General features: G+C 46.6%; 21 protein-coding genes. 14 read left to right on the forward strand and 7 right to left on the reverse strand.

Going from position 1 to position 23,108, the window contains the following annotated elements; all coding sequences use genetic code 11:
* Positions 1-22: 22 nt before the first annotated feature.
* Genes L8G48_RS01320 through L8G48_RS01330 form a run of 3 tightly spaced genes read left to right on the forward strand, consistent with a single transcriptional unit; the run spans position 23 to position 3,595 of the window.
* Entirely contained in the window at positions 23-2,314 is a 2,292-nt protein-coding gene (locus L8G48_RS01320) for a bifunctional diguanylate cyclase/phosphodiesterase (protein WP_248262810.1), read from the forward strand.
* Between the two features lie 9 nt (positions 2,315-2,323).
* Complete coding sequence (locus tag L8G48_RS01325; protein WP_248262811.1) at positions 2,324-3,178, forward strand: DUF3034 family protein; 855 nt, start codon at positions 2,324-2,326, stop codon at positions 3,176-3,178.
* Positions 3,179-3,187: 9 nt separating this feature from the next.
* Positions 3,188-3,595 (forward strand): group I truncated hemoglobin, encoded by a 408-nt coding sequence (locus L8G48_RS01330; protein ID WP_248262812.1) that lies wholly within the window; start codon positions 3,188-3,190, stop codon positions 3,593-3,595.
* A gap of 52 nt (positions 3,596-3,647) precedes the next feature.
* Here the strand turns inward: L8G48_RS01330 and ychF are convergent, their stop codons facing one another.
* The 6 genes from ychF to lolB all read right to left on the reverse strand — a co-directional run bounded on the left by ychF (position 3,648) and on the right by lolB (position 8,596).
* Entirely contained in the window at positions 3,648-4,739 is a 1,092-nt protein-coding gene (gene ychF, locus L8G48_RS01335; protein WP_248262813.1) for a redox-regulated ATPase YchF, read from the reverse strand.
* Positions 4,740-4,745: 6 nt separating this feature from the next.
* Complete coding sequence (gene pth, locus L8G48_RS01340) at positions 4,746-5,342, reverse strand: aminoacyl-tRNA hydrolase (RefSeq protein WP_248262814.1); 597 nt, start codon at positions 5,340-5,342, stop codon at positions 4,746-4,748.
* Between the two features lie 12 nt (positions 5,343-5,354).
* Entirely contained in the window at positions 5,355-6,017 is a 663-nt protein-coding gene (locus L8G48_RS01345) for a 50S ribosomal protein L25/general stress protein Ctc (protein WP_248262815.1), read from the reverse strand.
* Between the two features lie 138 nt (positions 6,018-6,155).
* The gene (locus L8G48_RS01350; protein WP_248262816.1) at positions 6,156-7,103 is read right to left on the reverse strand and encodes a ribose-phosphate pyrophosphokinase; all 948 of its coding nucleotides are present in this window, start codon (positions 7,101-7,103) and stop codon (positions 6,156-6,158) included.
* A gap of 15 nt (positions 7,104-7,118) precedes the next feature.
* The gene (gene ispE, locus L8G48_RS01355) at positions 7,119-7,979 is read right to left on the reverse strand and encodes a 4-(cytidine 5'-diphospho)-2-C-methyl-D-erythritol kinase (protein ID WP_248262817.1); all 861 of its coding nucleotides are present in this window, start codon (positions 7,977-7,979) and stop codon (positions 7,119-7,121) included.
* The gene (lolB, locus tag L8G48_RS01360) at positions 7,961-8,596 is read right to left on the reverse strand and encodes a lipoprotein insertase outer membrane protein LolB (RefSeq protein WP_248262818.1); all 636 of its coding nucleotides are present in this window, start codon (positions 8,594-8,596) and stop codon (positions 7,961-7,963) included. The genes ispE and lolB overlap by 19 nt, the downstream gene beginning before the upstream one ends.
* A gap of 132 nt (positions 8,597-8,728) precedes the next feature.
* On the opposite strand from lolB, the gene hemA reads away from it, so the two are divergent.
* From hemA to L8G48_RS01410, 10 genes are all read left to right on the forward strand, one after another.
* Positions 8,729-10,000 (forward strand): glutamyl-tRNA reductase, encoded by a 1,272-nt coding sequence (hemA, locus tag L8G48_RS01365; protein ID WP_248262819.1) that lies wholly within the window; start codon positions 8,729-8,731, stop codon positions 9,998-10,000.
* 4 nt (positions 10,001-10,004) lie between these two features.
* Entirely contained in the window at positions 10,005-11,099 is a 1,095-nt protein-coding gene (gene prfA, locus L8G48_RS01370; protein ID WP_443986702.1) for a peptide chain release factor 1, read from the forward strand.
* Positions 11,096-11,941 carry a peptide chain release factor N(5)-glutamine methyltransferase gene (gene prmC / locus L8G48_RS01375; RefSeq protein WP_248262820.1) on the forward strand — a complete coding sequence of 282 codons (846 nt, stop codon included), beginning with the start codon at positions 11,096-11,098 and terminating at the stop codon, positions 11,939-11,941. Before prfA ends, prmC begins: the two co-directional genes overlap by 4 nt.
* Before the next feature lie 2 nt (positions 11,942-11,943).
* Positions 11,944-13,416 carry a DUF3369 domain-containing protein gene (locus tag L8G48_RS01380; protein ID WP_248262821.1) on the forward strand — a complete coding sequence of 491 codons (1,473 nt, stop codon included), beginning with the start codon at positions 11,944-11,946 and terminating at the stop codon, positions 13,414-13,416.
* Between the two features lie 21 nt (positions 13,417-13,437).
* Positions 13,438-13,812 (forward strand): SirB2 family protein, encoded by a 375-nt coding sequence (locus L8G48_RS01385; protein WP_348983630.1) that lies wholly within the window; start codon positions 13,438-13,440, stop codon positions 13,810-13,812.
* Between the two features lie 15 nt (positions 13,813-13,827).
* Positions 13,828-15,099 carry a DUF819 family protein gene (locus L8G48_RS01390; protein ID WP_248262822.1) on the forward strand — a complete coding sequence of 424 codons (1,272 nt, stop codon included), beginning with the start codon at positions 13,828-13,830 and terminating at the stop codon, positions 15,097-15,099.
* A gap of 15 nt (positions 15,100-15,114) precedes the next feature.
* A complete protein-coding gene (kdsA, locus tag L8G48_RS01395; RefSeq protein WP_248262823.1) occupies positions 15,115-15,957 on the forward strand; it encodes a 3-deoxy-8-phosphooctulonate synthase in 843 nt (280 codons plus the stop codon).
* Between the two features lie 4 nt (positions 15,958-15,961).
* Positions 15,962-17,455: a TrkH family potassium uptake protein gene (locus tag L8G48_RS01400; RefSeq protein ID WP_248262824.1), complete on the forward strand. Its 1,494-nt coding sequence runs from the start codon at positions 15,962-15,964 to the stop codon at positions 17,453-17,455.
* Between the two features lie 111 nt (positions 17,456-17,566).
* Positions 17,567-18,193 (forward strand): TetR/AcrR family transcriptional regulator, encoded by a 627-nt coding sequence (locus L8G48_RS01405; protein ID WP_248262825.1) that lies wholly within the window; start codon positions 17,567-17,569, stop codon positions 18,191-18,193.
* A gap of 63 nt (positions 18,194-18,256) precedes the next feature.
* Positions 18,257-20,596: an acyl-CoA dehydrogenase gene (locus tag L8G48_RS01410; protein ID WP_248262826.1), complete on the forward strand. Its 2,340-nt coding sequence runs from the start codon at positions 18,257-18,259 to the stop codon at positions 20,594-20,596.
* A 20-nt stretch (positions 20,597-20,616) separates the two neighbouring features.
* On the opposite strand, the gene L8G48_RS01415 is transcribed toward L8G48_RS01410, so the two are convergent.
* A complete protein-coding gene (locus L8G48_RS01415) occupies positions 20,617-21,969 on the reverse strand; it encodes a S41 family peptidase (protein ID WP_248262827.1) in 1,353 nt (450 codons plus the stop codon).
* Between the two features lie 133 nt (positions 21,970-22,102).
* Between L8G48_RS01415 and nagZ the strand changes: the two genes are divergently transcribed.
* The gene (nagZ, locus tag L8G48_RS01420; RefSeq protein ID WP_248262828.1) at positions 22,103-23,095 is read left to right on the forward strand and encodes a beta-N-acetylhexosaminidase; all 993 of its coding nucleotides are present in this window, start codon (positions 22,103-22,105) and stop codon (positions 23,093-23,095) included.
* The last annotated feature ends 13 nt before the right edge of the window (positions 23,096-23,108 follow it).

A 23,108-nucleotide genomic window follows, 5' to 3' on the forward strand; every position in this document is an offset into this window, starting at 1 on the left:
GATTTAACCGTAAAGGGAATCAATGATCACCAAGTTTAGAACCCGTTTAACCGTCATTCTTGCCGGATTAGTCGCTGGCGCCTTATTGGTCGCTTTAGCCGCAGTGTGGGTTGCAACAGAAAATCAGTTGGCGCGAGCTATTGAACGAGAGCTGGGAGTGAGCGAGCGCGTTTTTAGAGAACTGCTTGACAGTCGCAGTGTTCAATTGTTGCAGGCAGCCGAAGTACTGACGGATGATTTTGGATTTAAACGTGCGGTATCTTCCAAAGACAGAGAAACGATTATTTCGGCACTGGTAAATCATGGTGAGCGAATTGAAGCTGAGCTTATGGTTTTGCAGACGCCGGATGGCACTGAGATAGCATCTTCTCATGCCTTCGAACAACTGCGTATTAACCCCAGGACTGCGGGATTAAATCGCGAACTGGCGGTTGTTGAAGGTAAGCTTTTTCAATTGGTTACCGTGCCTGTCAACGCGCCTAATCTCATTGCCTGGGCGACTTTAGGCTTTGAAGTTGACTCAGGGTTAGCCCAGGAATTAAAAAGTTTGGCTAATGCCGATATCAGTCTGTGGCTGGAAAATTCTAAACAAGTGGTTGCCTCAAGTTTGCAACATGAGCAGGTATCATCGTTGTCAGAAGTGCTAAAAAATGACGTTAAAGCGCTTGATAATTGGCTGTCGAAATACGACCTGGCCGGGAATGAGATCATACTTGATGCGGGCTCTAATGATGCTGTCCATGTTGTGTTAACGACCTCGCTAGATGCAGCTACGGCTGAGTTTACCCGTCTGCGTTGGCAAATCATTATAATTGCGGTGGCAGCTTTAATTGTTGCTGTGTTGCTGGCCGCAATTATTGGACGTGGCGTTTCACGGCCTTTGCAGCAGCTTTCGGGAGCGGCCCGGAAACTGCAACAAGGCGATTACAGTAAATCTGAGTTGTCATTAAACGACGATGAGTTTGGCAATTTGGCGAATGCCTTTGGCAGTATGCGAAAGGCTATTTCCGAGCGTGAAAAGCGAATTTCTTATCAGGCGTCCCACGATCAGTTGACCGATCTACCTAACCGTCGGTTTTTCCGCGAGCAATTGCAACACTTACTCAATGACGCGAGTGAGGCGGGAGCTCTTCTATTGTTAAATATTCATCAGTTTAGGGTGCTTAATGACAGTGTAGGGCAGGAAATTGGCGACGATATTTTGCGCCAGTTATCAACCCGGCTGCAGCAATGTTGCAGTAGCTCAGCATCATTAGCCCGGGTGGGTGGTGACGAATTTGCTATTTTATATTCTAATGAAAAATTAAAAATTAACCTTGATGATAAAATTGAAAAACTAAAAGCTTCTCTGACACCTCCTTTTAAAGTGGGTGATAGCGACTATAAACTGGCGTTCAATGTGGGCGTTGTTAATTTCCCCGAACAGGGAAGTGATGTTGATTTGTTGATTCGCCGTGCGCAGGTCAGGGTTCAGCAAGCCAAACGTCAGCAAAGCTTTTATGTGGAGTATGAGAAAGGATTAGATGAACAACATATGCGCCGGCTGCAAATTATCGAGTCGCTTAAAAATGCGGTAGAAGATGAGGAGTTGAAACTGGTATTACAGCCTAAAATGAATTGCCAGACCGGGTTGGTTGTTGGTGCTGAAGCTTTACTGCGCTGGCAGAGCGAAAAACTGGGTTTTGTCGGGCCAGATGAGTTTATTCCATTAGCTGAGCAGTCGGGTGCTATTACTGAACTTACCGAATGGGTTTGCAGACAGGCCTTCCGGTTGCTTTATCAGTGGCATCAACAAGGTCGGGCGTTGAAGTTAAGTATTAATTTGTCGGCGGTTGATTTATTGAGCGATGCGCTGCCTTTGCTGTTTGAAACCCTGATAAAAGATTTTCCCGAGTTGCCCAGGCTTCTGGTTCTGGAAGTGACTGAAAGTGCCGTGATGAAAGATCCTGAAAAGGCGACCGCAAGGCTGGAAACATTGCAACGCTTTGGTTTTTCTATATCCATCGATGATTATGGTACAGGTCATTCGTCACTTGCGCAGTTGAGGCGTCTTCCGGTAAAAGAGTTAAAAATCGACAGAGCGTTTGTACAACACTTAAGCGAAGACTCCATGGATAAGTCCATTGTTCGCTCAACCATACAATTAGCTCATGAGTTGGATCTTCACGTTGTTGCTGAGGGGGTAGAAGATGAGGCAAGCTGGAAACTGTTAAAAACCTTAAAATGCGACGAGTTGCAAGGGTATTTCTTTAGCAAGCCGTTACCTGTCTCAGATTTTATCGATTACTTAAATGACCATGATGTGAATGGATGAGAGCGAATTATGAGAAAGCCTTTATTATTCGGAAATAGCACTTTGCTGGTCTGCGCTTTATTTTTTACACCATTAACGTTTGCAGACCAGGGAGCCCGTTTATTAGCAACCGGAGGAGCCAGTATGCTTGAGGGTTCCGGAGGTGGTGGAATCGTTCCCTGGGCAACATTAAGCAGCTATTCCGGCGAGGATCAGTTGGGCGTTACGGTTAGCCTGAGCGAAGTTACTGTCGATGATTTTCGTTTAAGTGTGCAGGGCGCCAGCTTTAGTTGGAATAACCGAATAGAGTTGTCGTACGCAGAGCAGACCTTTGATCTATCCACTATTGGTGGTGAATTGAGTCAAGATATTGTTGGTGCAAAAGTGCGCTTAGCGGGTGACCTAATATACGGTGACTTACCGCAAATCAGTATCGGCGCACAACACAAAAAGAATAAAGATTACGCATTACCTTCCGCCGTTGGCTCGCAAGATGACAGCAGCGTCGACTGGTATGTCAGCGCAGCAAAAGCGTGGTTAGACGGGCCTTTTCATCGAACCTGGGTCGCCAATTTAACCTTACGTTCCAGTAAAGCGAACCAACTTGGTTTACTCGGCTTTGGTGGTGATAAAGAAGACAGTCGCGACTGGTTAGCGGAAGCTTCGGTAGCAACTTTTATTAATCGTTACTGGGCTGTCGGTATTGAGTATCGACAGAAACCCGATAATTTAAGCTTTGCCAAAGAGCAGGACTGGAAAGACCTCTTTGTCGCTTATTTCCCGAGTAAACATGTATCGGTTGTGGGGGCTTATACAGACTTAGGCTCCATTGCCGGGTTAGATGATCAGACAGGTTGGTATTTGTCAGTTCAGGCAGCTTTTTAAGGAGAGGTTATGAAAATAGGTTTGTTATTGGCGCTACTGTTGATTACACCGCTGACGTTTGCACAGAATTTATATGTAAAACTTGGTGAGAAGCAGGGGATTAAAACCATAGTCGAAGAAATGCTGTATCGAGTTGGTGGCGACGCCCGTATTGCTCATCATTTTGACGGTGTGGATATTATGCGGGTGCATAAACTGATCAGTGAACAGGTGTGCGATTTAAGTGGCGGTCCTTGTGATTACAGCGGTGAAGATATGAAAACAGCCCATCGCAATATGGGGATTGATAATGCCGACTTTAATGCCTTGGTTGAGCATTTAATTGCGGCCATGGAAAAGCAGGATATCCCGGTTTCAGCGCAAAATCAGCTGTTGGCATTGTTGGCGCCAATGCATAGCGATATTGTTGAAGACTAATAATTTGAGCCGCAGAAGGGTGGCTCGCTGGTGCCGAGCCACCCGTCGGTAGTTAAACGTTAAAACGAAAGTGAATGACATCGCCGTCTTTTACAATGTACTCTTTCCCTTCTAAACGCCATTTCCCGGCATCTTTCGCACCTTGCTCGCCATTATTAGCAATGTAGTCATCGTAGCCAACGATTTCCGCCCGAATAAAACCTTTTTCAAAGTCGGTATGAATACGTCCGGCGGCTTGTGGTGCGGTTGACCCCACTTTAACAGTCCAGGCGCGAACTTCTTTTACACCAGCAGTGAAGTAAGTGTGCAGGTTTAATAGCTCATAGCCACCACGAATAACGCGGTTCAAACCTGGCTCGTCCTGACCCAGCTCGCTCAAAAATTCTTCTTTATCGGTTTCGTCCAGTTCGGCAATTTCTGATTCAATAGCGGCACAGACAGGAACAACAACCGCGTTTTCGGTTGCGGCAATTTCACGCACTTTATCCAGGTGCGAGTTATTTTCAAAGCCGTCCTCGTTCACATTAGCAATGTACATGGTCGGCTTTAAAGTCAGTAAGTTGTATGAGCGTATCGTTGCACGCTCATCTTTACTGAGCTCAACGGAGCGAGCCATTTGCCCTTCATCCAGTGCGGGCTTTAGTTTTTCCAGTACGGCGATTTCAGCTTTGGCCTGTGCGTCTCCGCCTTTGGCTTTTTTAGCCAGGCGATATAGCGATTTATCAACTGAGTCTAAGTCAGCTAAGGCCAACTCAGTGTTGATGGTATCGATATCGTCGGTGGGGTCAATGCCACCGCTAACATGCACAATGTTGTCATCTTCAAAACAACGTACCACATGACCAATAGCGTCAGTTTCGCGAATGTTTGCTAAAAACTGATTACCTAAACCTTCGCCTTTTGAAGCCCCTTTTACTAATCCAGCGATATCGACAAATTCCATGGTTGTCGGAATAACTCGCTGGGGATTGACAATAGTCGCTAACTTATCCAGACGTGGGTCAGGCACGGGTACAACGCCGGTATTTGGTTCGATGGTACAAAATGGAAAGTTTGCCGCTTCAATGCCTGCTTTTGTCAGTGCGTTGAAAAGTGTGGATTTACCTACGTTTGGTAAACCAACAATACCACATCGAAATCCCATGAGAGTTTAGCCTTTCTGTTCAGGGCGGTAGCTGTGGAGTCGCTGTAATGCAGGCCCCCAGCCGTCCACCATTAATGTGTCGATACTGCGGCTGGCTTCATCGATGCAATCATCAATAAGCCGCTGTTCATTTGCTGAGGCTTTGCCTAGTACAAAACCGGTTACCTTTGTTTTATCGCCCGGATGGCCAATACCAATACGCAGCCGCATAAAGTCCTGACTCCCTGTTTGGGCAATAATATCTTTAATTCCGTTGTGCCCGCCGGCACCTCCACCTTTTTTAAATTTAGCAACGCCGGGTGGTAAATCGAGTTCATCGTAAGCCACTAAAATCTCACTGGCCGGTATCTTATAGAAGTTAGCCAGAGCGGCGACAGAAAAGCCACTGCGATTCATAAAATTTTGTGGTAACACAATGCGAAGATCGTGAGGGCCTTGTTGCCAACGTCCAATCAGGGCTTTGCTTTTTGTATCCGGAGAAAGTGTCATTGCGTGGCGCCTGCAGAAGTCTTCGACTAACCAGAAACCAGCGTTGTGGCGAGTTTTATGATACTCGGGGCCTGGATTTCCCAGGCCCACAAGCAGTTTTACTTCAGTTTCCATAAGGAGACTGACTTATTCTTCGTCAGCGTCTTTGCTGTTATCAGCAGGAACGTCGCCAGGTGCTACTGTGTCTTCGGTCTCTTCTTTCTCGACACGAGGAGCAATAATAGATACAACCGCCTGGTCGTGGTCTTCACCTTTAGATAACTCAACTAACTCAACGCCTTTAGGCAGATTTAAGTCAGTTAGGTGGATGGTGTCACCGACGCTAAGTTCAGCAATATCAACTTCCAGGTATTCTGGTAAATCTTTAGGCAATACCGTGATTTCCACTTCGTTTACGTGGTGAACAATTACACCTGCTTCCTCTTTAACACCTTTTGCAGTGGTTTCGTTTAAGAAGTGCAAAGGTAAGTTAGTGTGCAGTTTGTGGCCTTTCTCAACGCGCTGGAAATCCAGGTGAGTCAATTTAAGCTTATACGGGTGACGCTGCATGTCTTTAAGGATGGCCTGATGTTTTTCACCATCAAACTCTAGCGTCAAAATGTGTGAATAAAAGGCTTCGTAGTCGGCCATGTTATTCACTTTGTTGTGATCTAACGCTAGGGCAATTGGTTCGCCCTGACCACCGTATAAAATCGCTGGTACTTTGTCCTCATGACGCAGGCGGCGGCTCGCACCTTTCCCTTTGTCTGTGCGGACAGTGGCTTGGATATTAAAATCTAATTCAGCCATGATTTGGCCTCTCAATGTTTAAAGTTTTTATTTGTCAGATCTCGCGACCAAGAACTGACCCAGAAACTTAGAAACCGACAACGAGGCCGGTTTCTAAGGGCGCGCAATACTAGCACTCAGTGGTATTAATTACAACAATCAGTACTCGAACATTGCAGAAATAGATTCTTCATTACTGACGCGGCGCAGTGCTTCAGACAACATCCCGGATAGGGTGAGTTGACTGACTTTACCCGTTGCTTTCATGGCGTCGCTCAATGGTACGCTATCGGTAACAATCACTTTATCAATCTCAGAGTTTTTGATGTTCTCCACGGCATTGCCGGAAAAGACCGGGTGGGTTGCGTAAGCAAACACGCGTTTTGCACCGTGAGATTTCAGCGCCTCAGCCGCTTTACAAAGTGTTCCGCCGGTATCAATCATGTCATCAACAATGATGCAGTCACGGTCTTTAACATCACCAATAATATGCATAACTTGCGATACGTTCGCAGATGGGCGACGTTTGTCGATGATAGCTAAGTCGGTTTCATCCATAAGTTTGGCAAAAGCACGAGCGCGCACAACGCCGCCGATATCAGGAGAAACGACAACCGGGTTATCGAAGTTTTGCTGGCGCATGTGTTCAAGTAAAACGGGGGTTCCAAAAACGTTATCAACAGGAACATCGAAGAAGCCCTGAATTTGCTCAGCGTGTAAATCGACGGTAAGTACGCGATCAACACCAACACTTGATAAAAAGTCTGCAACCACTTTTGCAGTAATAGGAACACGAGCCGAACGAACCCGGCGATCCTGGCGGGCGTATCCAAAGTAAGGAATAACGGCGGTAATGCGGCCAGCTGATGCACGGCGTAATGCATCCACCATAACAATGAGTTCCATTAGGTTGTCATTGGTTGGGGCGCAAGTAGATTGTAAAATAAAGACGTCGGAACCGCGGACGTTTTCGTTAATAGCGACGCTAATCTCACCGTCACTGAAGCGGCCTACAGCAGCTTCACCAAGTTTGATATAAAGGCGATCGGCGATTTTCTGGGCTAGCTCAGGAGTAGCGTTGCCGGCGAAAAGTTTCATGTCAGGCACAACATACCTCGACTTCTATTGGGTTAATGTCTGGATAAGAGGTGAACGGTTCTGGCCGTGAGCAATAAATGAGCGTACCCCCTCAGAGATATGCTGCTGCGCTTCCTTTGCGGCTTGCCTTGTTTCAAATGCTGAAAAAAGACACGCTCCACTGCCAGTGAGCCGAGTCGGAGCATATTCTAACAACGCACGGCGTAACATAGCAACTTCGGGATGCAAATCGCAGGCTACGGGCTCAAATACATTTGTGGTGGGTTTATTTTGCCAGTTATCAGCGGTTATCGGTGCGCAGTCTCGCTGTAATTGAGGGTGAGAGAATAATGCTGCGGTGCTGATTGAAACGTCAGGTTTGACGATTAAATACCACCGGTTTGGTGGCGATATGTCAGTAAAAATATTGCCAATACCCTCAGCGAAACAGGCATGTCCATGAATAAATACGGGGACGTCGGCTCCCAGTTCTGTTCCCAGGGACTGCAGTTCGGACAGAGTAAGACGACTGCCCCAAAAACGATTAAGTCCCACTAAAGTGGTAGCGGCATCGGATGAGCCACCGCCAAGCCCGGCCCCCTGAGGAAGCTTTTTAATTAACTCAATAGTGCAGCCCGGCAGCTGTGTAATGCCCTTGCTGTGATAGGCGTTATGAAGCTTTATTAACGCCTTCCATACCAGGTTTTCCTGGTTAGGGATATGGCTGCTCTGGTCAACCAAATTGAATTTACTTTCATTATTACTGTGAAATTTGAGAGTGTCGGCGTAATCCAGAAATTGGAAAACGGTTTGTAAATTGTGGTAGCCATCGGGGCGCCGACCGACAATATGCAAAAATAGATTCAGTTTTGCCGGAGCAGGAAGCGTTAGTGTGTTAACTGCCATTGGTTCACTTGCACCTTTATTTGAAGAACTGGGTTTTCTACATGGATTTGTTCCGGCAGAGGTATTGGCTGAGTGCTGTTCTGACTGAAAAACCAGTTGAGTTGCCAGTTTTGCCCCCGATTAACGACCTTTGCCTGAGCCAGCGTTCCATCCTTATGGTAACGGGGAGATTCAAGTGTTGGGGTTTTTCGGCCCAAAACCCAGTGGTGTAACTGCTGAAACGGAATAGCGGCACCCAATAAACGATACATTAGCGCATCTGCAGTGGGAGCCCAGCGTTCTTGATCATCAGAGTCAACCAGCAACGCACCGCTGTCATCAATGGTTAGTTTTGCCAACTGGCCTTTTAATGGGTGAGAAAAACGAATAATTTGCTGGTTCGGTAAGTAATGCCAGTTAATATAAAAACTGTCTCTTTGTTTTTGTTTTTTTTGAACAATAGCCATGCGACCGCTTAATGACCATTGTTGTAACTGTTCGAGCTTTTGCTGATGAGAGTTGACCAAACTTTGGTTTACTTGGGTGCTACTGACTTGTTCTGACGGAGTCGGCAGGGCACAACCGGTTAAGGTTGTTATGACAACAAAATAAACCCAGAAAATTCGACGTTGAATCATAGTTCTCTATTGGTGCAATCGGAATGCGAGTAGTTGACCAGAAAGCGCTGTGACTTTCAATGACTAAGGCTTTCACGTACAATCGGACAACTAAGATTTTGGCCGCGTTGGGATAACGAGTTTCACAGTCAGATGACCATTTCAGCCCTTGGAATTAATCATAAAACAGCATCGGTAGATTTGCGTGAGCAAGTCGCGTTTAGTGCTGAACAACTAGATACCGCGCTTCAGGCCATATGCAATCTTAAGGGCGTTGAAGAAGCGGTTATTGTTTCTACCTGTAATCGTACCGAGCTTTATTGCCGCGGCGATATTTCTGGCGAGTTGCTACTGGACTGGCTTACCGATTCTCACAAATTAGCATCCAATGCGTTGGAGAATCATCATTATCTGTTTCAAGGTGAAAAAGCCATTACCCATTTAATGTCGGTTGCCAGTGGTCTGGACTCTCTGGTTTTGGGCGAACCGCAAATTCTGGGGCAGGTAAAGCAGGCCTATCAAGCCGCTAAACGCCAATCCTCTGTTGGTGGCATTCTGGAACGTTTATTTCAACAAACCTTTCGTGTCGCAAAAACGGTAAGAAATGAAACGGCGGTTGGTCAAAATGCAGTTTCGGTTGCTTATGCTGCTGTTTCTATGGCTCGTCATATTTTTGCTAATTTGAATAAGTCGAAGGTTTTGCTTATTGGTGCCGGCGATACTTCTGAACTGGTTGCACAACATTTGAAACAGCAGGGCGTGACAGAGCTTGTTGTTGCCAACCGGACGTTACAACGTGCACGCGAAATGGCCGACAAGGTTGGCGCTACAGCCCACAGTTTATCGGAACTTTCGGAGTTATTACCTGAAGCCGACATTGTCGTCAGTTCAACCGCCAGTACTTTACCTATAGTGGGAAAAGGCAGTATTGAAAAAGCGTTAAAGCAGCGGCGGCACAGACCAATGTTGCTCATCGATTTAGCGGTTCCGAGAGATATCGAAGAGCAAGTGAATGAACTTGATGATGCGTACTTATACACGGTTGATGATTTGCAAAGCATCATTAGTGAAAATATTCGTAATCGAGAGCAGGCCGCACGCGAAGCTCAGATTATCATTCAGCAACAGACACAAGAGTTTAATGACTGGCTGAAGTCTCTTAATAGTGTGGAGCTGGTGCGGGAGTATCGCACGCACACAAAGACTTTGGCTGACGAGCAGCTAAAAAAAGCGTTAGCACAGCTTAAACAGGGTAAAGATCCGGCTGAAGTCTTGCAAAAGTTCAGTCATAGGCTGCTACAGCAATTGACACACAAACCGACAAACTTATTAAAATCTGCTGGCGAAAATAACGATCAATATACGCTGGCCGTTTTGCAACAACTTTGGTCAGAATCAGACTCTGACTCATTAAAAGGCAAATAAAAACATGTTGAATCCATCCATTGAACGCAAGCTAGAAGGATTAGTTGAGCGTTATCAGGAAGTACAGGCTTTATTGGGTGAACCCGATGTGATCAGCGATCAAAACCGTTTCCGCTCGCTATCTCGCGAATATTCTCAGCTCGAAGAAGTGGTCGGTTGTTTTGAAGAGTATCGCCAGAATCAGGAAGACCAGATCGCTGCAAAAGATATGGCAGCAGATGACGACGCTGAAATGCGCGGAATGGCAGAAGACGAGTTACATGAAGCGCAACACGCAGAAGAAGAGCTGGAAAACCGTTTGCAACTGTTACTGCTACCTAAAGACCCGAACGATGACCGCTCTTGTTACTTAGAGATACGCGCAGGTGCCGGCGGTGATGAAGCGTCAATATTTGCGGGAGATCTGTTTCGTATGTACAGCCGTTACGCGGAAAAGCATGGCTGGAAGGTGAACATTGTCAGTGCCAGTGAAGGTGAGCATGGTGGGTATAAAGAAATTATTGCCCATATGAGTGGTGAAGGCGTTTACGGGCGAATGAAGTTTGAGTCCGGCGGGCACCGTGTGCAACGTGTCCCGGAAACTGAATCACAAGGGCGAATTCACACGTCGGCCTGCACTGTGGCCGTTCTGCCTGAAATTCCCGAAGCCGAAGCGATAGAAATTAACCCGGCAGATTTACGAGTAGACACTTACCGGGCCTCAGGTGCTGGTGGTCAGCACGTTAACCGGACAGACTCGGCTATCCGTATCACCCATTTACCTTCTGGCGTGGTTGTTGAATGTCAGGAAGAACGTTCTCAGCATAAAAACCGGGCAAAAGCGATGTCGGTTTTGCAGGCGCGTTTGCAACGAGCTGAAGATGAAAAGCGCCAGGCCGAAGAAGAGAGCACACGGCGTAATTTAGTCGGTAGTGGTGACCGTTCGGAGCGTATTCGTACTTATAACTATCCGCAGAGTCGGGTATCGGATCATCGGATTAACCTGACATTATACCGCTTAGACGAAGTGCTGACCGGCGATATTGATTTAATTCTTGATGCGATTATTACCGAGCATCAGGCTGATCAGCTGGCAGCCTTGTCTGAAGGGCAGCAATGACGCTACAGCAAGCGCTGATCTGGGGCAGACAGCAGTTAGGTCAAAGTGAAGACGCGCATGTGGATGTATTTGTCTTACTTTGCCATGTGCTGGATAAGGATAAAGCCTATTTGCTTACCTGGCCGGAAAAACAACTAAACGAAAGGCAGCAGAAGCAGTATCAAAATTGCATCGCCGCGCGCAAGCAAGGCCAGCCAGTTGCTCATATTACGGGTCACCGTGAATTCTGGTCACTGATGCTTGAAGTTAATGACAGTACTTTGATCCCTCGCCCTGATACTGAAACTCTGGTTGAAGTTGCACTGAATCTGGAACTCCCCGAAAAAGCGCGAGTGTTAGATTTAGGTACAGGCACAGGGGCTATTGCATTGGCGTTAAAATCCGAACGCCCCGGTTGGCAAGTGCTGGCTTGTGACAACAACGAGGAAGCCGTTGAGTTGGCCCGCCGTAATAGTGAAACCTTAGGTTTGGATGTTGAAATTTTGTGCAGTAGTTGGTTTGATTCTGTGCCAGAGACTCCTTTGTTTGACTTAATTATATCGAACCCGCCATACATTGATGCAGCCGACCCTCATTTGGTTTCGGGGGATGTCCGATTCGAGCCTCACTCGGCTTTAGTTGCAGAAAATAACGGTTTAGCCGATATAGAGACGATTATAAAAGAAGCCAGAAACCACCTGGTTGACCAGGGTTGGCTGTTACTTGAGCAGGGCTGGCAGCAGGCAGACAGTGTGCTTGAGCTACTGTTTAAAAGTGGTTATAAAAAGGTTAACCACTGGCAGGATTATGCTAGTGTAGAACGAGTTACCGGTGGAACAAAAGCCAGGGCGGAGAGAGACTAATAATGAGCAATCAGTTTATGTTTGCTGACGAAACCAGCCAGCAAACCACAAAATTACCGACAGAATACTGGAAAATTCTGATTGTCGATGACGAACCAGAGGTACATGCTGTAACCAAACTGGCACTCAATGACTTTAATTTTTTAGGGCGAGGTTTAAAGTTTTACAGCGCTTTCTCGGGTGAAGAAGCGAAGCAATTAATTGATGAGCACCCTGATGCGGCAATATTATTACTGGATGTTGTTATGGAAACTGACGACGCTGGTTTGCAGGTTGCGCGTTATATTCGCGAAGAGGCGGATAATCATTTTACCCGAATTATTTTGCGGACCGGGCAGCCAGGTCAGGCACCAGAGCGCACAGTTATTGTTAATTACGATATTAATGACTATAAATCCAAAACCGAACTGACTGCTCAAAAACTATTCACTGCGGTCATGTCATCGTTGCGCTCGTACCGCGATATTATGTCAATAGACCAGAGCCGACATGGACTTGAGAAGATTATTGCGGCGTCGACTAACCTTTATACGTTGCAACCAATGAATAGCTTCGTTGATGGCTTAGTGCAACAACTAAGCTGGGTTATTGGCGGCGCTAAACAAACCTTGTATGCAACCTCCAATGAAGATGGCTCAATCTATAAAGTGCTGGCAGCTCACGGTGAGGATTCAAAAGTGTGTGTGGGACAAACGTTACGCTCAGTGATCCCCTCAAAAGCTTTGTCTGAGCTGGAGTATATTATTACCAATCATGGATCTTATTATGGTGATGATTTCGTGCTCTTGTATTGTCGAAGTCATTGTCAGCCTCATGGGTCCGTCTTATTTATCGGAGGCTTGTCCCGCTCACTGACAGCAGATGATCATCATCTTCTTCAGTTGTTTTCGGAAAATGTTCAGTTAGCGCAAGATAATGTGGTCTGTCTGGAAGACTCAGATAAGTTTTTAGCGCGTTTGGCCGACCAATTGATGCTGCATCACGCCAGCCAATTTAATCGTGTCATTGAACAAGATAATGAGGTTCGTCTTACGTATGAAATAGCTCAGCGAGTTGCTGCGGATGACGCAGAAACGACGGCTTTAGCCTGGTCTTTATTTGCGCAAGCCCGGCCATTACTTAACTCTGTAACAGATGCAGCGGCGGCTGTAGAAACAATATGTCAGCAGCGTGTTGCTCGCTCATTGCGGGCATTGGCTCATGGTGAACATGAGGCAACTCAGAGTGCGCATAGAGCGCTAATAGAAAGGCTTGAACGTTGGGATGGATTAGGGCTGCCGGACGGCAAACAAGGTTCCGATATAGCAATAAGTACTCAAGTTCTACTGCTGACTGAGCAACTGTTGGAGTGGTGGGAAAGTGGTGTTAGTGATGACGACATTGCTGTGCGCCTAAACGACGAAAAAGGTCGTTATTATTCGCCTAAGTTTCTCAATGCAGTGATAAAATCCCTGCCTGAATTAAGAACTATTTAATTAAATTATAAGAGGTTACTTGTGTACACAGCTTTTAAACACTTGCACGTACTGTTCGTGCTGATTTCAATCAGCTTTTTTTTATTCCGCTTTGTACTTCGACTGCTTAATTCTCCCCTACTAGAAAAGAAGTGGTTGAAAATAGTGCCTCATATTAACGATACCTTACTGTTATTAAGCGCGGTTGGCATCATGGTGACTTTAAGTATGTATCCCATTCAGGTGCCCTGGCTAACAGATAAAGTCATTGGTGTTATCGCTTATATAGGCTTTGGTGTATTAGCTATAAAAGGCAAAACGGTTGGTGCGCGCTGGTTAGGTTTTATTGGCGCCTGTGGCTGGATAGCTTTTCTTTTGCATGTTGCCTTGTCAAAACAAGCTCTTATTGCCGGTTAAGTTAAGGGAGTACCTATGTTAGCGCCTGAGTCTGTTGTTTCGGAAACGAATGCCTTAATCACTAACGATGGAGTGGTTGCCGGCCTGCTATTCGCCATTCTTGGTGTTGTCTTTTATACCAATAGCAGTGAGCATCCGTTTTTCAAGAAGTTTTACCGCTTTGTTCCGGCTTTATTGCTTTGTTATTTTTTGCCGTCGTTGCTTAATACCTTTGGCATTGTTGATGCTAACCAAACGGTGGTCACTGATATTGCAATGGATTATCTGTTACCGGCCTGTATGGTATTGCTGACCTTAAGCCTGGACGTAAAAGCTGTTATCGGCTTAGGCTCTAAAGCCCTTATCTTATTTTTAACCGGGACATTCGGCATTGTTATTGGTGGTCCAATAGCGTTATTACTGGTATCGGCAGTATTTCCTGAAATGTTGGGCGGTGCAGGGCCTGATGCTGTTTGGCGTGGTATGACAACCATTGCCGGCAGCTGGATTGGCGGTGGCGCTAATCAGGCTGCCATGAAAGAAGTTTACGAAGTGGGCGGTGATATTTTCTCCGCTATGGTGACTGTCGACATTATTGTTGCCAATTTATGGATGGCTGTGCTGCTTTATATGGCAGCAAACGCCAAGAAAATTGATGCGCGTACGGGCGCTGACACCTCAGCTATTGATCGTATCCGCCATAAAGTTGAGTTGTATGAAGCGGAGCATGTCAGGAATCCTAGCTTAAGAGATTTAATGCTTATTCTGGCCATTGGTTTTGGCGTTGCAGGTTTAGCGCATTTTTTGGCTGACTGGATAGCTCCGGGAATTGCAGCTAACTACCCGGCACTCAGCAAGTTTAGCCTCGATAGTTTATTCTTTTGGGTGATTGTACTGGCTACCGCCGGCGGTATTGCACTGTCCTTTACCCGAGCTCGCTCAATGGAAGCCGCGGGTGCTTCAAAAATTGGTTCTGTGCTGGTCTATGTGTTGGTCGCCAGTATTGGCCTGCACATGGATGTGACCAAAATTGTGGATGCGCCCAAGTACTTCTTAATAGGTGCTATTTGGATGATGATTCATGCCGGACTCATGTTATTAGTGGCAAAACTGCTTCGCGCACCGGTGTTCTATATGGCGGTTGGTAGTCAGGCTAACGTAGGTGGTGCGGCGTCGGCACCGGTTGTTGCTTCAGCCTTTCATCCGTCATTAGCACCGGTTGGTGTATTATTAGCGGTAATGGGGTATGCGCTCGGAACCTATATGGCGTACTTTGCCGGCCAGATTTTAAGAGTTGTGGGTAGCTAATCGCAGGAGTTTACAATGATTAAAGAATTAAAGCTGGGCGACATTCAAATTGCAAATAATAAACCTTTTGTTTTATTTGGCGGGATGAATGTACTGGAGTCTCGTGACTTAGCTCTGCGGATAGCTGAACATTATTCAGAGGTGACCAGTAAGCTCGGCATACCGTACGTATTTAAAGCGTCATTTGATAAGGCTAATCGCTCATCCATTCATTCTTTTCGAGGCCCTGGCCTGGAACAGGGGTTGCGCATCTTTGAAGAGGTAAAGCAACAGTTTAATCTACCTCTTATTACCGATGTGCATGAGCCGCATCAGGCTGCTCCGGTAGCAGAAGTGGTTGATGTGTTGCAGCTACCGGCGTTCCTTGCCCGTCAGACTGACTTGGTCGTTGCGCTGGCGGAAACGGGCGCTATGGTTAATATTAAAAAACCTCAGTTTCTTGCGCCTCAGGAAATGAAGCACATTATTAAAAAGTTTGCTGAAGCCGGTAACGATAAACTAATGCTGTGCGAGCGTGGTTCCAGCTTTGGTTATAATAACCTGATTGTCGATATGCTTGGTATGGATGAAATGAAACCTATGGCTCCGGTTATTTTCGATGCAACTCATGCCTTGCAACGGCCGGGCGGCAGAACGGATTCTGCAGATGGGCGCAGGGCGCAAGCTGCACAATTAGCGCGCTCTGGTATGTCACTGGGTATCGCGGGTTTGTTCATTGAGGCGCACCCCAATCCGGATGAAGCGAAATGCGATGGTCCCTGTGCTTTGCCGTTACATACTCTGGAGCCTTATTTACAGCAAATGAAAGCAATCGACGATTTGATTAAGTCATTTGCGCCATTAGATACATCTAACTGACATTATGTCATTGCAAGCCAACCAGTCACTGGGTCAAATTCCGCTCGATAGCCGACAGGCGATTAAGTTGTTGCTTAAAGCTGTGGGTGGACTGATCGCTTTGCTTTCTATTGCACTTTTAGCGCCATTTGTAATGGCAGTCGTCAATGGCGAGAAAGAGCAGTGGACTTATCTTACCCTGGTTATTCTGGGGTTAGTCGTTGGTTTGGTTTTATTTTTGCAACCTGTTGGCAACGCAAAGTTGCGTGCGCGACAAGTTTTCCTGCTCACATCCTTATGTTGGGTTTCGGCCAGCCTGTTTGCCACCTTACCGTTTATTTTTGCTCAGCCTTATCTGGATTTCCCCAGTGCCTGGTTTGAGTCTATGTCAGCTATTACGACAACCGGGGCTACGGTCATCTCGGGACTCGATGATTTACCTTCCAGCGTTTTATTGTGGCGGGCTATGCTGCAGTGGTTAGGTGGTATTGGAATTATCGTTATGGCCATGGCTATTCTGCCGTTCCTGCAAGTTGGGGGGATGCGGTTATTCCAGGCTGAGTCGTCTGATATGTCAGGAAAGTTCATGCCTCGCTCGAGTCATATGATTATGGCAATAGGGCGGGTTTACCTTATGCTGACAGCGGCGGTTATTGGCTTGTATTTAGTGGGCGGAATGGGCGGCTTTGATGCCTTTGTTCATGGTATGACAACCATTGGTACCGCAGGATTTTCAAACTACGATGCCTCTTTTGGGCATTTCTCCGATACGCCATTTTTGATTGTGACCGGTACTATTTTTATGGTTGCCGGGGCTTTGCCGTTTGTTCTTTATATCCGGCTCTTGAAAAGAGACTTTGAGCCGCTGTGGAAAGATACTCAGGTACGTGCTTTTATTACCTTTTTGCTCATTGCAATTGCATTAATCACTTTGGTGCAGATAGTTAAAGGTCGCGAATTTGGCGATGCATTGATGCACACCGCCTTTAATGTCGTTTCTGTGGTCACAACAACAGGGTTCGCGACCGAAGATTACGGCAGCTGGGGAAGCTGGTCGTTAATGGTTTTCTTCTACCTGATGTTTATTGGCGGTTGTACCGGTTCAACTTCCGGTGGTATGAAAATCTTCCGTTTTCAGTTGTCTCAACTCCTCTTGCGAAAACAATTCAGCCAGTTAATTCACCCGAATTTGGTTAGGGTACAAACTTATCAGGATCGCCGGGTCAATGACTCACTGCTGGGGTCTATGGTTGCGTTTTGCTTTATGTACTTTCTGTTAATAGCCATTATTGCGTTAGGTTTGTCGTTATTTGATCTCGACTTTTTAACGGCAATATCAGGAGCTGCCTCGGCAGTGGGTAATGTTGGTCCCGGGTTAGGAGATATTATTGGCCCTTCTGGTAACTTTTCCAGTCTGGAAGGTGGCGCTAAATTACTTTTAGTTTTTGCAATGTTAGCGGGTCGCCTCGAAATTATGACCGTGCTTATCTTATTCCATCGCCATTACTGGCAACACTAATGCCTACTTTACTCTACATGAGTAATGAAAATAAAGTTCAGCGAACACTTGCACGCTGAATTCACATCAATTAAATTAAACGCATGTTTAAATCATGCGTTTATTTATTATATGACAGCACGCATTTCCACTCAAAAGAAAATATTAAATGCCGCCGAGACGCTTTTCTCCCGCGATGGATTTGAGCAAACCTCGTTACGACAAATTACGCAGGAAGCGGGGGTTAACCTTGCTTCTGTTAATTATCACTTTGGTTCAAAAAAAGCACTTATACAAGCGGTGATGGCTCGCTATTTAATAGTCTTTATGCCGATTCTGGATGAACAGCTAAAGTTAGCTGAGCAACAAAGCGAGTTAAAAACAGAAGCGTTATTTAAGCGTTTCAAAATACCTTTAGCAAAGTTAACTGAGGTTAATAAACACGGCCCTGATATCTTCTTAAGGTTACTGGGCTTTGCTTACTCTGAAATTCAGGGACATCTGCGCCGATACACCCAACAAGAATTTGGTGGCGTATTGCAGCATTTACTGGCTTTGCTAAAACGAGCGAACCCGCATTTAAGTGAGCAACAAATGTTCTGGCGTCTACACTTTATTTTGGGGGCGGCAGTTTTTGCCCAAGTATCGGGGCAAGCTCTTATTGAAATTGCGCAGGCCGAGTTTAATCAGAAAGTTAACGCACAGGACGTGATTGATCATTTGATTCCTTTTGTTTCCGGCGGGCTCGAAGAGGCGTAAAGAGACTGTCTTAAGCTTGAGATTTGACGACACTTTTATTGTGATAGTGCACTGGAGATAACCATGGAAATTATTATTCTGTTAGTGGTTTTAGTGGTACTGGTGTTTGCAGTCGGAGATATTCGACGCAGCCTGGTAACTAAACCTGTATTTGCTATTTTTAAGCGCATTTTGCCGCCTATGTCTGACACGGAACGTGAAGCCATGGAAGCGGGAGACGTCTGGTGGGACGGTGAGCTGTTTAGTGGTCGCCCTGACTGGCAAAAACTACTGGATGTACCTGAACCTAAACTGACACCAGACGAACAAGCTTTTGTTGATAATCAATTAGCGAAGCTGATGGACATGCTGGATGACTTTAAAATTGTCCAGCAAGACAGAGACCTTCCGAAACCGGTGTGGGACTATCTGCGCAAGGAACGTTTCTTTGCCATGATTATAGGCAAAGACTATGGTGGTCTGGACTTCTCTCCGGCGGCTAACTCTTACATTGTTTCCCGCATTGCCAGTCGTTCTATCAGTGCTGCAGTATCGGTGATGGTACCGAACTCTCTGGGTCCGGGCGAGTTACTGACACACTATGGCACCAAAGAGCAAAAGGACTATTGGTTACCGCGTCTTTCCAATGGGACAGACATTCCGTGCTTTGCCCTAACGGGACCTGAAGCAGGGTCTGACGCCGGCTCTATTCCGGATGAAGGGATCATTTGTAAAGGCGAGCATGACGGCAAAGAAGTTGTTGGTATTCGCTTAAACTGGTCAAAGCGTTACATTACGTTAGCGCCTTCGGCTACGGTTTTGGGGTTGGCATTTAAACTCTATGACCCGGATGCACTTTTAGGCGATAAAAAACAAATAGGCATTACCTGTGCGTTAATTCCAACGTCGCATAAAGGTATTGAGATTGGTGACCGTCACTTTCCTCTGAATCAGGCATTTTTAAACGGCACAACCTTTGGTAAAGATGTTTTCATTCCGTTGGACTGGATTATTGGTGGTTCTGATTACGCCGGTAAAGGCTGGCGTATGCTGGTTGAGTGCTTGTCAGCGGGGCGCGGTATCTCGTTGCCGGCACTGGCGACGGCATCCGGCCACGTGACTCAGCGTATGACCGGTGCCTACGCCTATGTTCGTCAGCAGTTTGGCATGCCAATCGGTATGTTCGAAGGTGTGCAATCGCCAATGGGTAAAATTGGTGGTACTAACTACATTCTTGAATCGACACGCCGACTGACTGTTTCAGCGTTATGTCAGGGGCAAAGTCCTTCGGTGGTTACGGCAATGACCAAGTACCACATGACCGAAATGGGTCGGGAAGTGCTTGAACACGCCATGGATATACATGCGGGTAAAGGCATTCAGCTAGGCCCGCACAACTATTTGGGTCATGCGTATATGGCAACACCGGTATCTATTACGGTTGAGGGGGCGAACATTCTGACGCGCAACCTGATGATATTCGGTCAGGGTGCCACGCGCTGTCACCCTTATGTATTGAAAGAAATGCAAGCTGCAGCCAACCCAAATGAAGACGAAGGTATGCGTGATTTTGACGGGCTGTTACTTAAACACATTGGTTTTGCTGCCAGTAACGTGTTTGGCAGTTTGTGGCTGGGTCTCTCCGGCGCGCGTTTTGGCGAATCTCCGGTTAGTGGGGAAACCGCTCATTATTACCGTAAGCTGGGTCGTATGAGTCGTGGCTTAGCGTTGGCGTCCGACATTTCAATGCTGATGATGGGCGGAGATTTAAAACGTAAAGAAATGATCTCTGCCCGCTTAGGTGATGTTTTGAGCCATTTGTATATGGCCTCGGCGGTACTGAAACGTTTTGAAGATGAAGGGCGTCAGGTTGCTGACCTGCCGTATGTTCATTACGCATTGAAGCACCATTTATACAACATTGCCGATGCGTTTTATGGTTTCTTTGATAACTTCCCGAATCGCTTCATGGCATGGACGATGCGTATCCTGATTTTCCCTCTGGGGAATCATTTCAAAAAGCCATCTGATAAGATATTACAAAATATCAGTACCAGCATGATGGAGCCGGGCGTCACCCGTGACCGTCATACCTTCCTGTGTTACTGGAAAGATAGTATCAGCGACTCAACCGGCCATATGGAAAAAGCGTTTTTGTCTATGCTGGAAATGAAATCGGTATATAAGACTTTGCGCAAGGCTCAAAAACGTGGTGAGTTATCGTCAAATCTCAATGGCCAGGAACTTGCAGATACGGCTCTGGAAAAGGGCTTAATAGATAAAGAGACTGCCGGAAAACTGGCTGAAACTGAAGCGTTGCGGTTAACCGCTATTGGTGTCGACAGTTTTGCTCCGGGTATTCTGGAAAACAATCAGTTTTACACCGCTAAAGGTGACATGAGAAAAGCAGCGGTTAGAGACTAACCGCTGCAAAGCAGAGTCTCTTATTGAAGAGACTCGCGCTTATCTTTCATGTTATGAATAGGCTTTGCAAAAGAGCGCTCCTGAGCGCTCTTTTTTATTAATGCGCTCGCAGACTCAGCAGGGCAGCTGCCGGTACTGATATAAGTGTTTGCAGCTGCTGTGAGTGGATCTTCGGGGCTACCCCAGTCAGCAACTATTTCGTCATCAACGGAGCAGTCTGGCGCAATGCCATCGTAATACCGGCCTTCGCCTTCAGAGTTTACCGTTTCAAAGTTAATGGCAAAGGTCACTTTATCGCAAAGATCTTCCGGTTGTTGGCCGACAGGTTTACCGCAAGTTTTCTCACCAATAGTAACGACATCGATGTGTGGGTTCAGAGAGTTAATAATAATTTCTGAAGACGAACAGCTGCTACCTGTTGTCAGTACAAACACCCGGTCTAAATCCAGTTGTTCTATTCCATTTTTCAGACTAAAAGGAACAGTACGGTTCTGGTTACTGTTTTGCTCGTTAAAGCGATATTGTAAAAAGGTTTTACCCTGAACATTGGTGCCGGCTGCCTGGGTTGCGGTTTGGTTTGCATAACGAATTAAACCGCCGCCATTGTAACGAACGTCAATCACCAAATGGTCAATGCCTTCGGCGGTGAACAAGTCAAAGGCGCTGTTTAAGTCATCACCAGTGCGGTTGATAAAAGAGTCCAGAGTAAAGTAACCAACGGTTTGGCCATCAAGTTCATAAGTCTGAGCACCCATCACCGTATTGGTTTCTACTTCAACTTTACTGAGTCGTTCGGTTTGCTTTGTGCCGTCGGGTTTTTGCCAGGTCAGTTCACGACTTAAACCGTCTTCATTAGGCCCAAGTGCATCGTTGAATTCACCGTTGGCTAATAACTCTGAAACCGCTACGCCGTCAATTTCGAGAAGCTCATCGCCACGCTTAATGCCGGCCGTGTCAGCAGGGGAGTCGTTATAGACAAAACGAAATTTTACCTGGCTTTCGTTAGTTTGCTCCATAGAGAACCCAAAACCAAAAAACGTGGCGCTGACAAACAGCTGATCATATTCTTCTTCTGTAAGAATGTAGCTGTATGTATCTTCTGGTACACGCAGTTCTTCAAGCACCGCATACACGTCGTCAAAGGCTTCCGGATCTAAGTCTTCCTGTAACTGACTAGCCCAAAAGTAGTCTTCCTTCATGTACTCGAAAAAGCGCTGATTCTGGTCCTCGACTGAGCAAACAGCGAAGTTGTTACCGTTATCAGAGCCACCGGAACTATCTGTTCCGCTATTATTAGAGCCGCTGCCGGAGCCACCGCAGGCCGATAAAGCCAGAGTAATCCCCACGCATAAAAGCGATTTTTCGAGTTTCATACCACATCTCTTTTTCTGTTGTAAAAATGTTAATTTAGCACAGCAAGCGAAAAGATAAATAGTGAACATGGCGTCTTTACTGAACTCATGGCAAACTGCTGACTATTAAAAACCAAACGAGACAGCCACTGTTATGGCACAACTAATGGTAGATATTGCGGGCACTGAGCTGACCGCTGACGATAAAAAATTACTGGCAGAGCCCTCAGTTAACGGACTTATTTTATTTACGCGGAATTTTGCATCGTTAGAACAGCTTCAGGAATTAACCGGTGAAGCGCGGGTGGCGGCAGCTAAGCCGCTGTTAATAGCAGTGGACCATGAAGGCGGACGCGTGCAGCGATTTCGCCAGGGGTTCAGTGCCATTCCACCTATGGGTTCACTGCAAAAAATTGAGAACGAAGACGAACGCCAGCGTGCCGCCCGGGATTTAGGCTGGTTAATGGCTGCCGAAGTTCAGGCCGTGGGCATTGATATCAGCTTTGCACCGGTGCTGGACGTTGACGACTGCAGCGACGTCATTGGCGACCGCGCGTTCTCTGCTGTACCGTCGGAAATTTCTAAGCTGGCGTCGTCCTTTATTGAAGGTATGCACGAAGCCGGTATGGCCTGTACCGGTAAACACTTTCCGGGTCATGGCTCGGTGCAGGCCGACTCGCACATTGCCATTCCGGAAGATGACCGTACGTTAGAGCAAATTCGGGCGCATGACTTAAAACCGTTTTTGTCATTAAGCCAGAAGCTGGACGGTATTATGCCGGCGCACGTTATTTATCCGCAAATAGCCCCGCAACCGGCGGGCTTTAGCGAGTTCTGGTTACAGCAAATATTGCGTAACGAACTACAGTTTAACGGCACCATATTTAGCGATGATTTGTCCATGCAGGGCGCAACGGTAGCAGGCGATATGCAGCAGCGGGCAAAAGCCGCGTTAAAAGCCGGTTGCGATATGACACTCGTGTGTAATGACCGGGCAGGCGCACTACAGGTATTAGATGCTAAGTTACCGGCAACCGAACCAGAGAGCGCACAACGGGTGCAGCGTATGCTGATGTCGTCACCGGCGGTTTCGCTGGATGCGTTAAAACGCACTGAGCGCTGGGAACAAGCCCAGCGCTGGTTGTAGGCTCTTATTCGAA

It is taken from the genome of Idiomarina aminovorans (assembly GCF_023155095.1).
GTDB lineage: Bacteria > Pseudomonadota > Gammaproteobacteria > Enterobacterales > Alteromonadaceae > Idiomarina > Idiomarina aminovorans.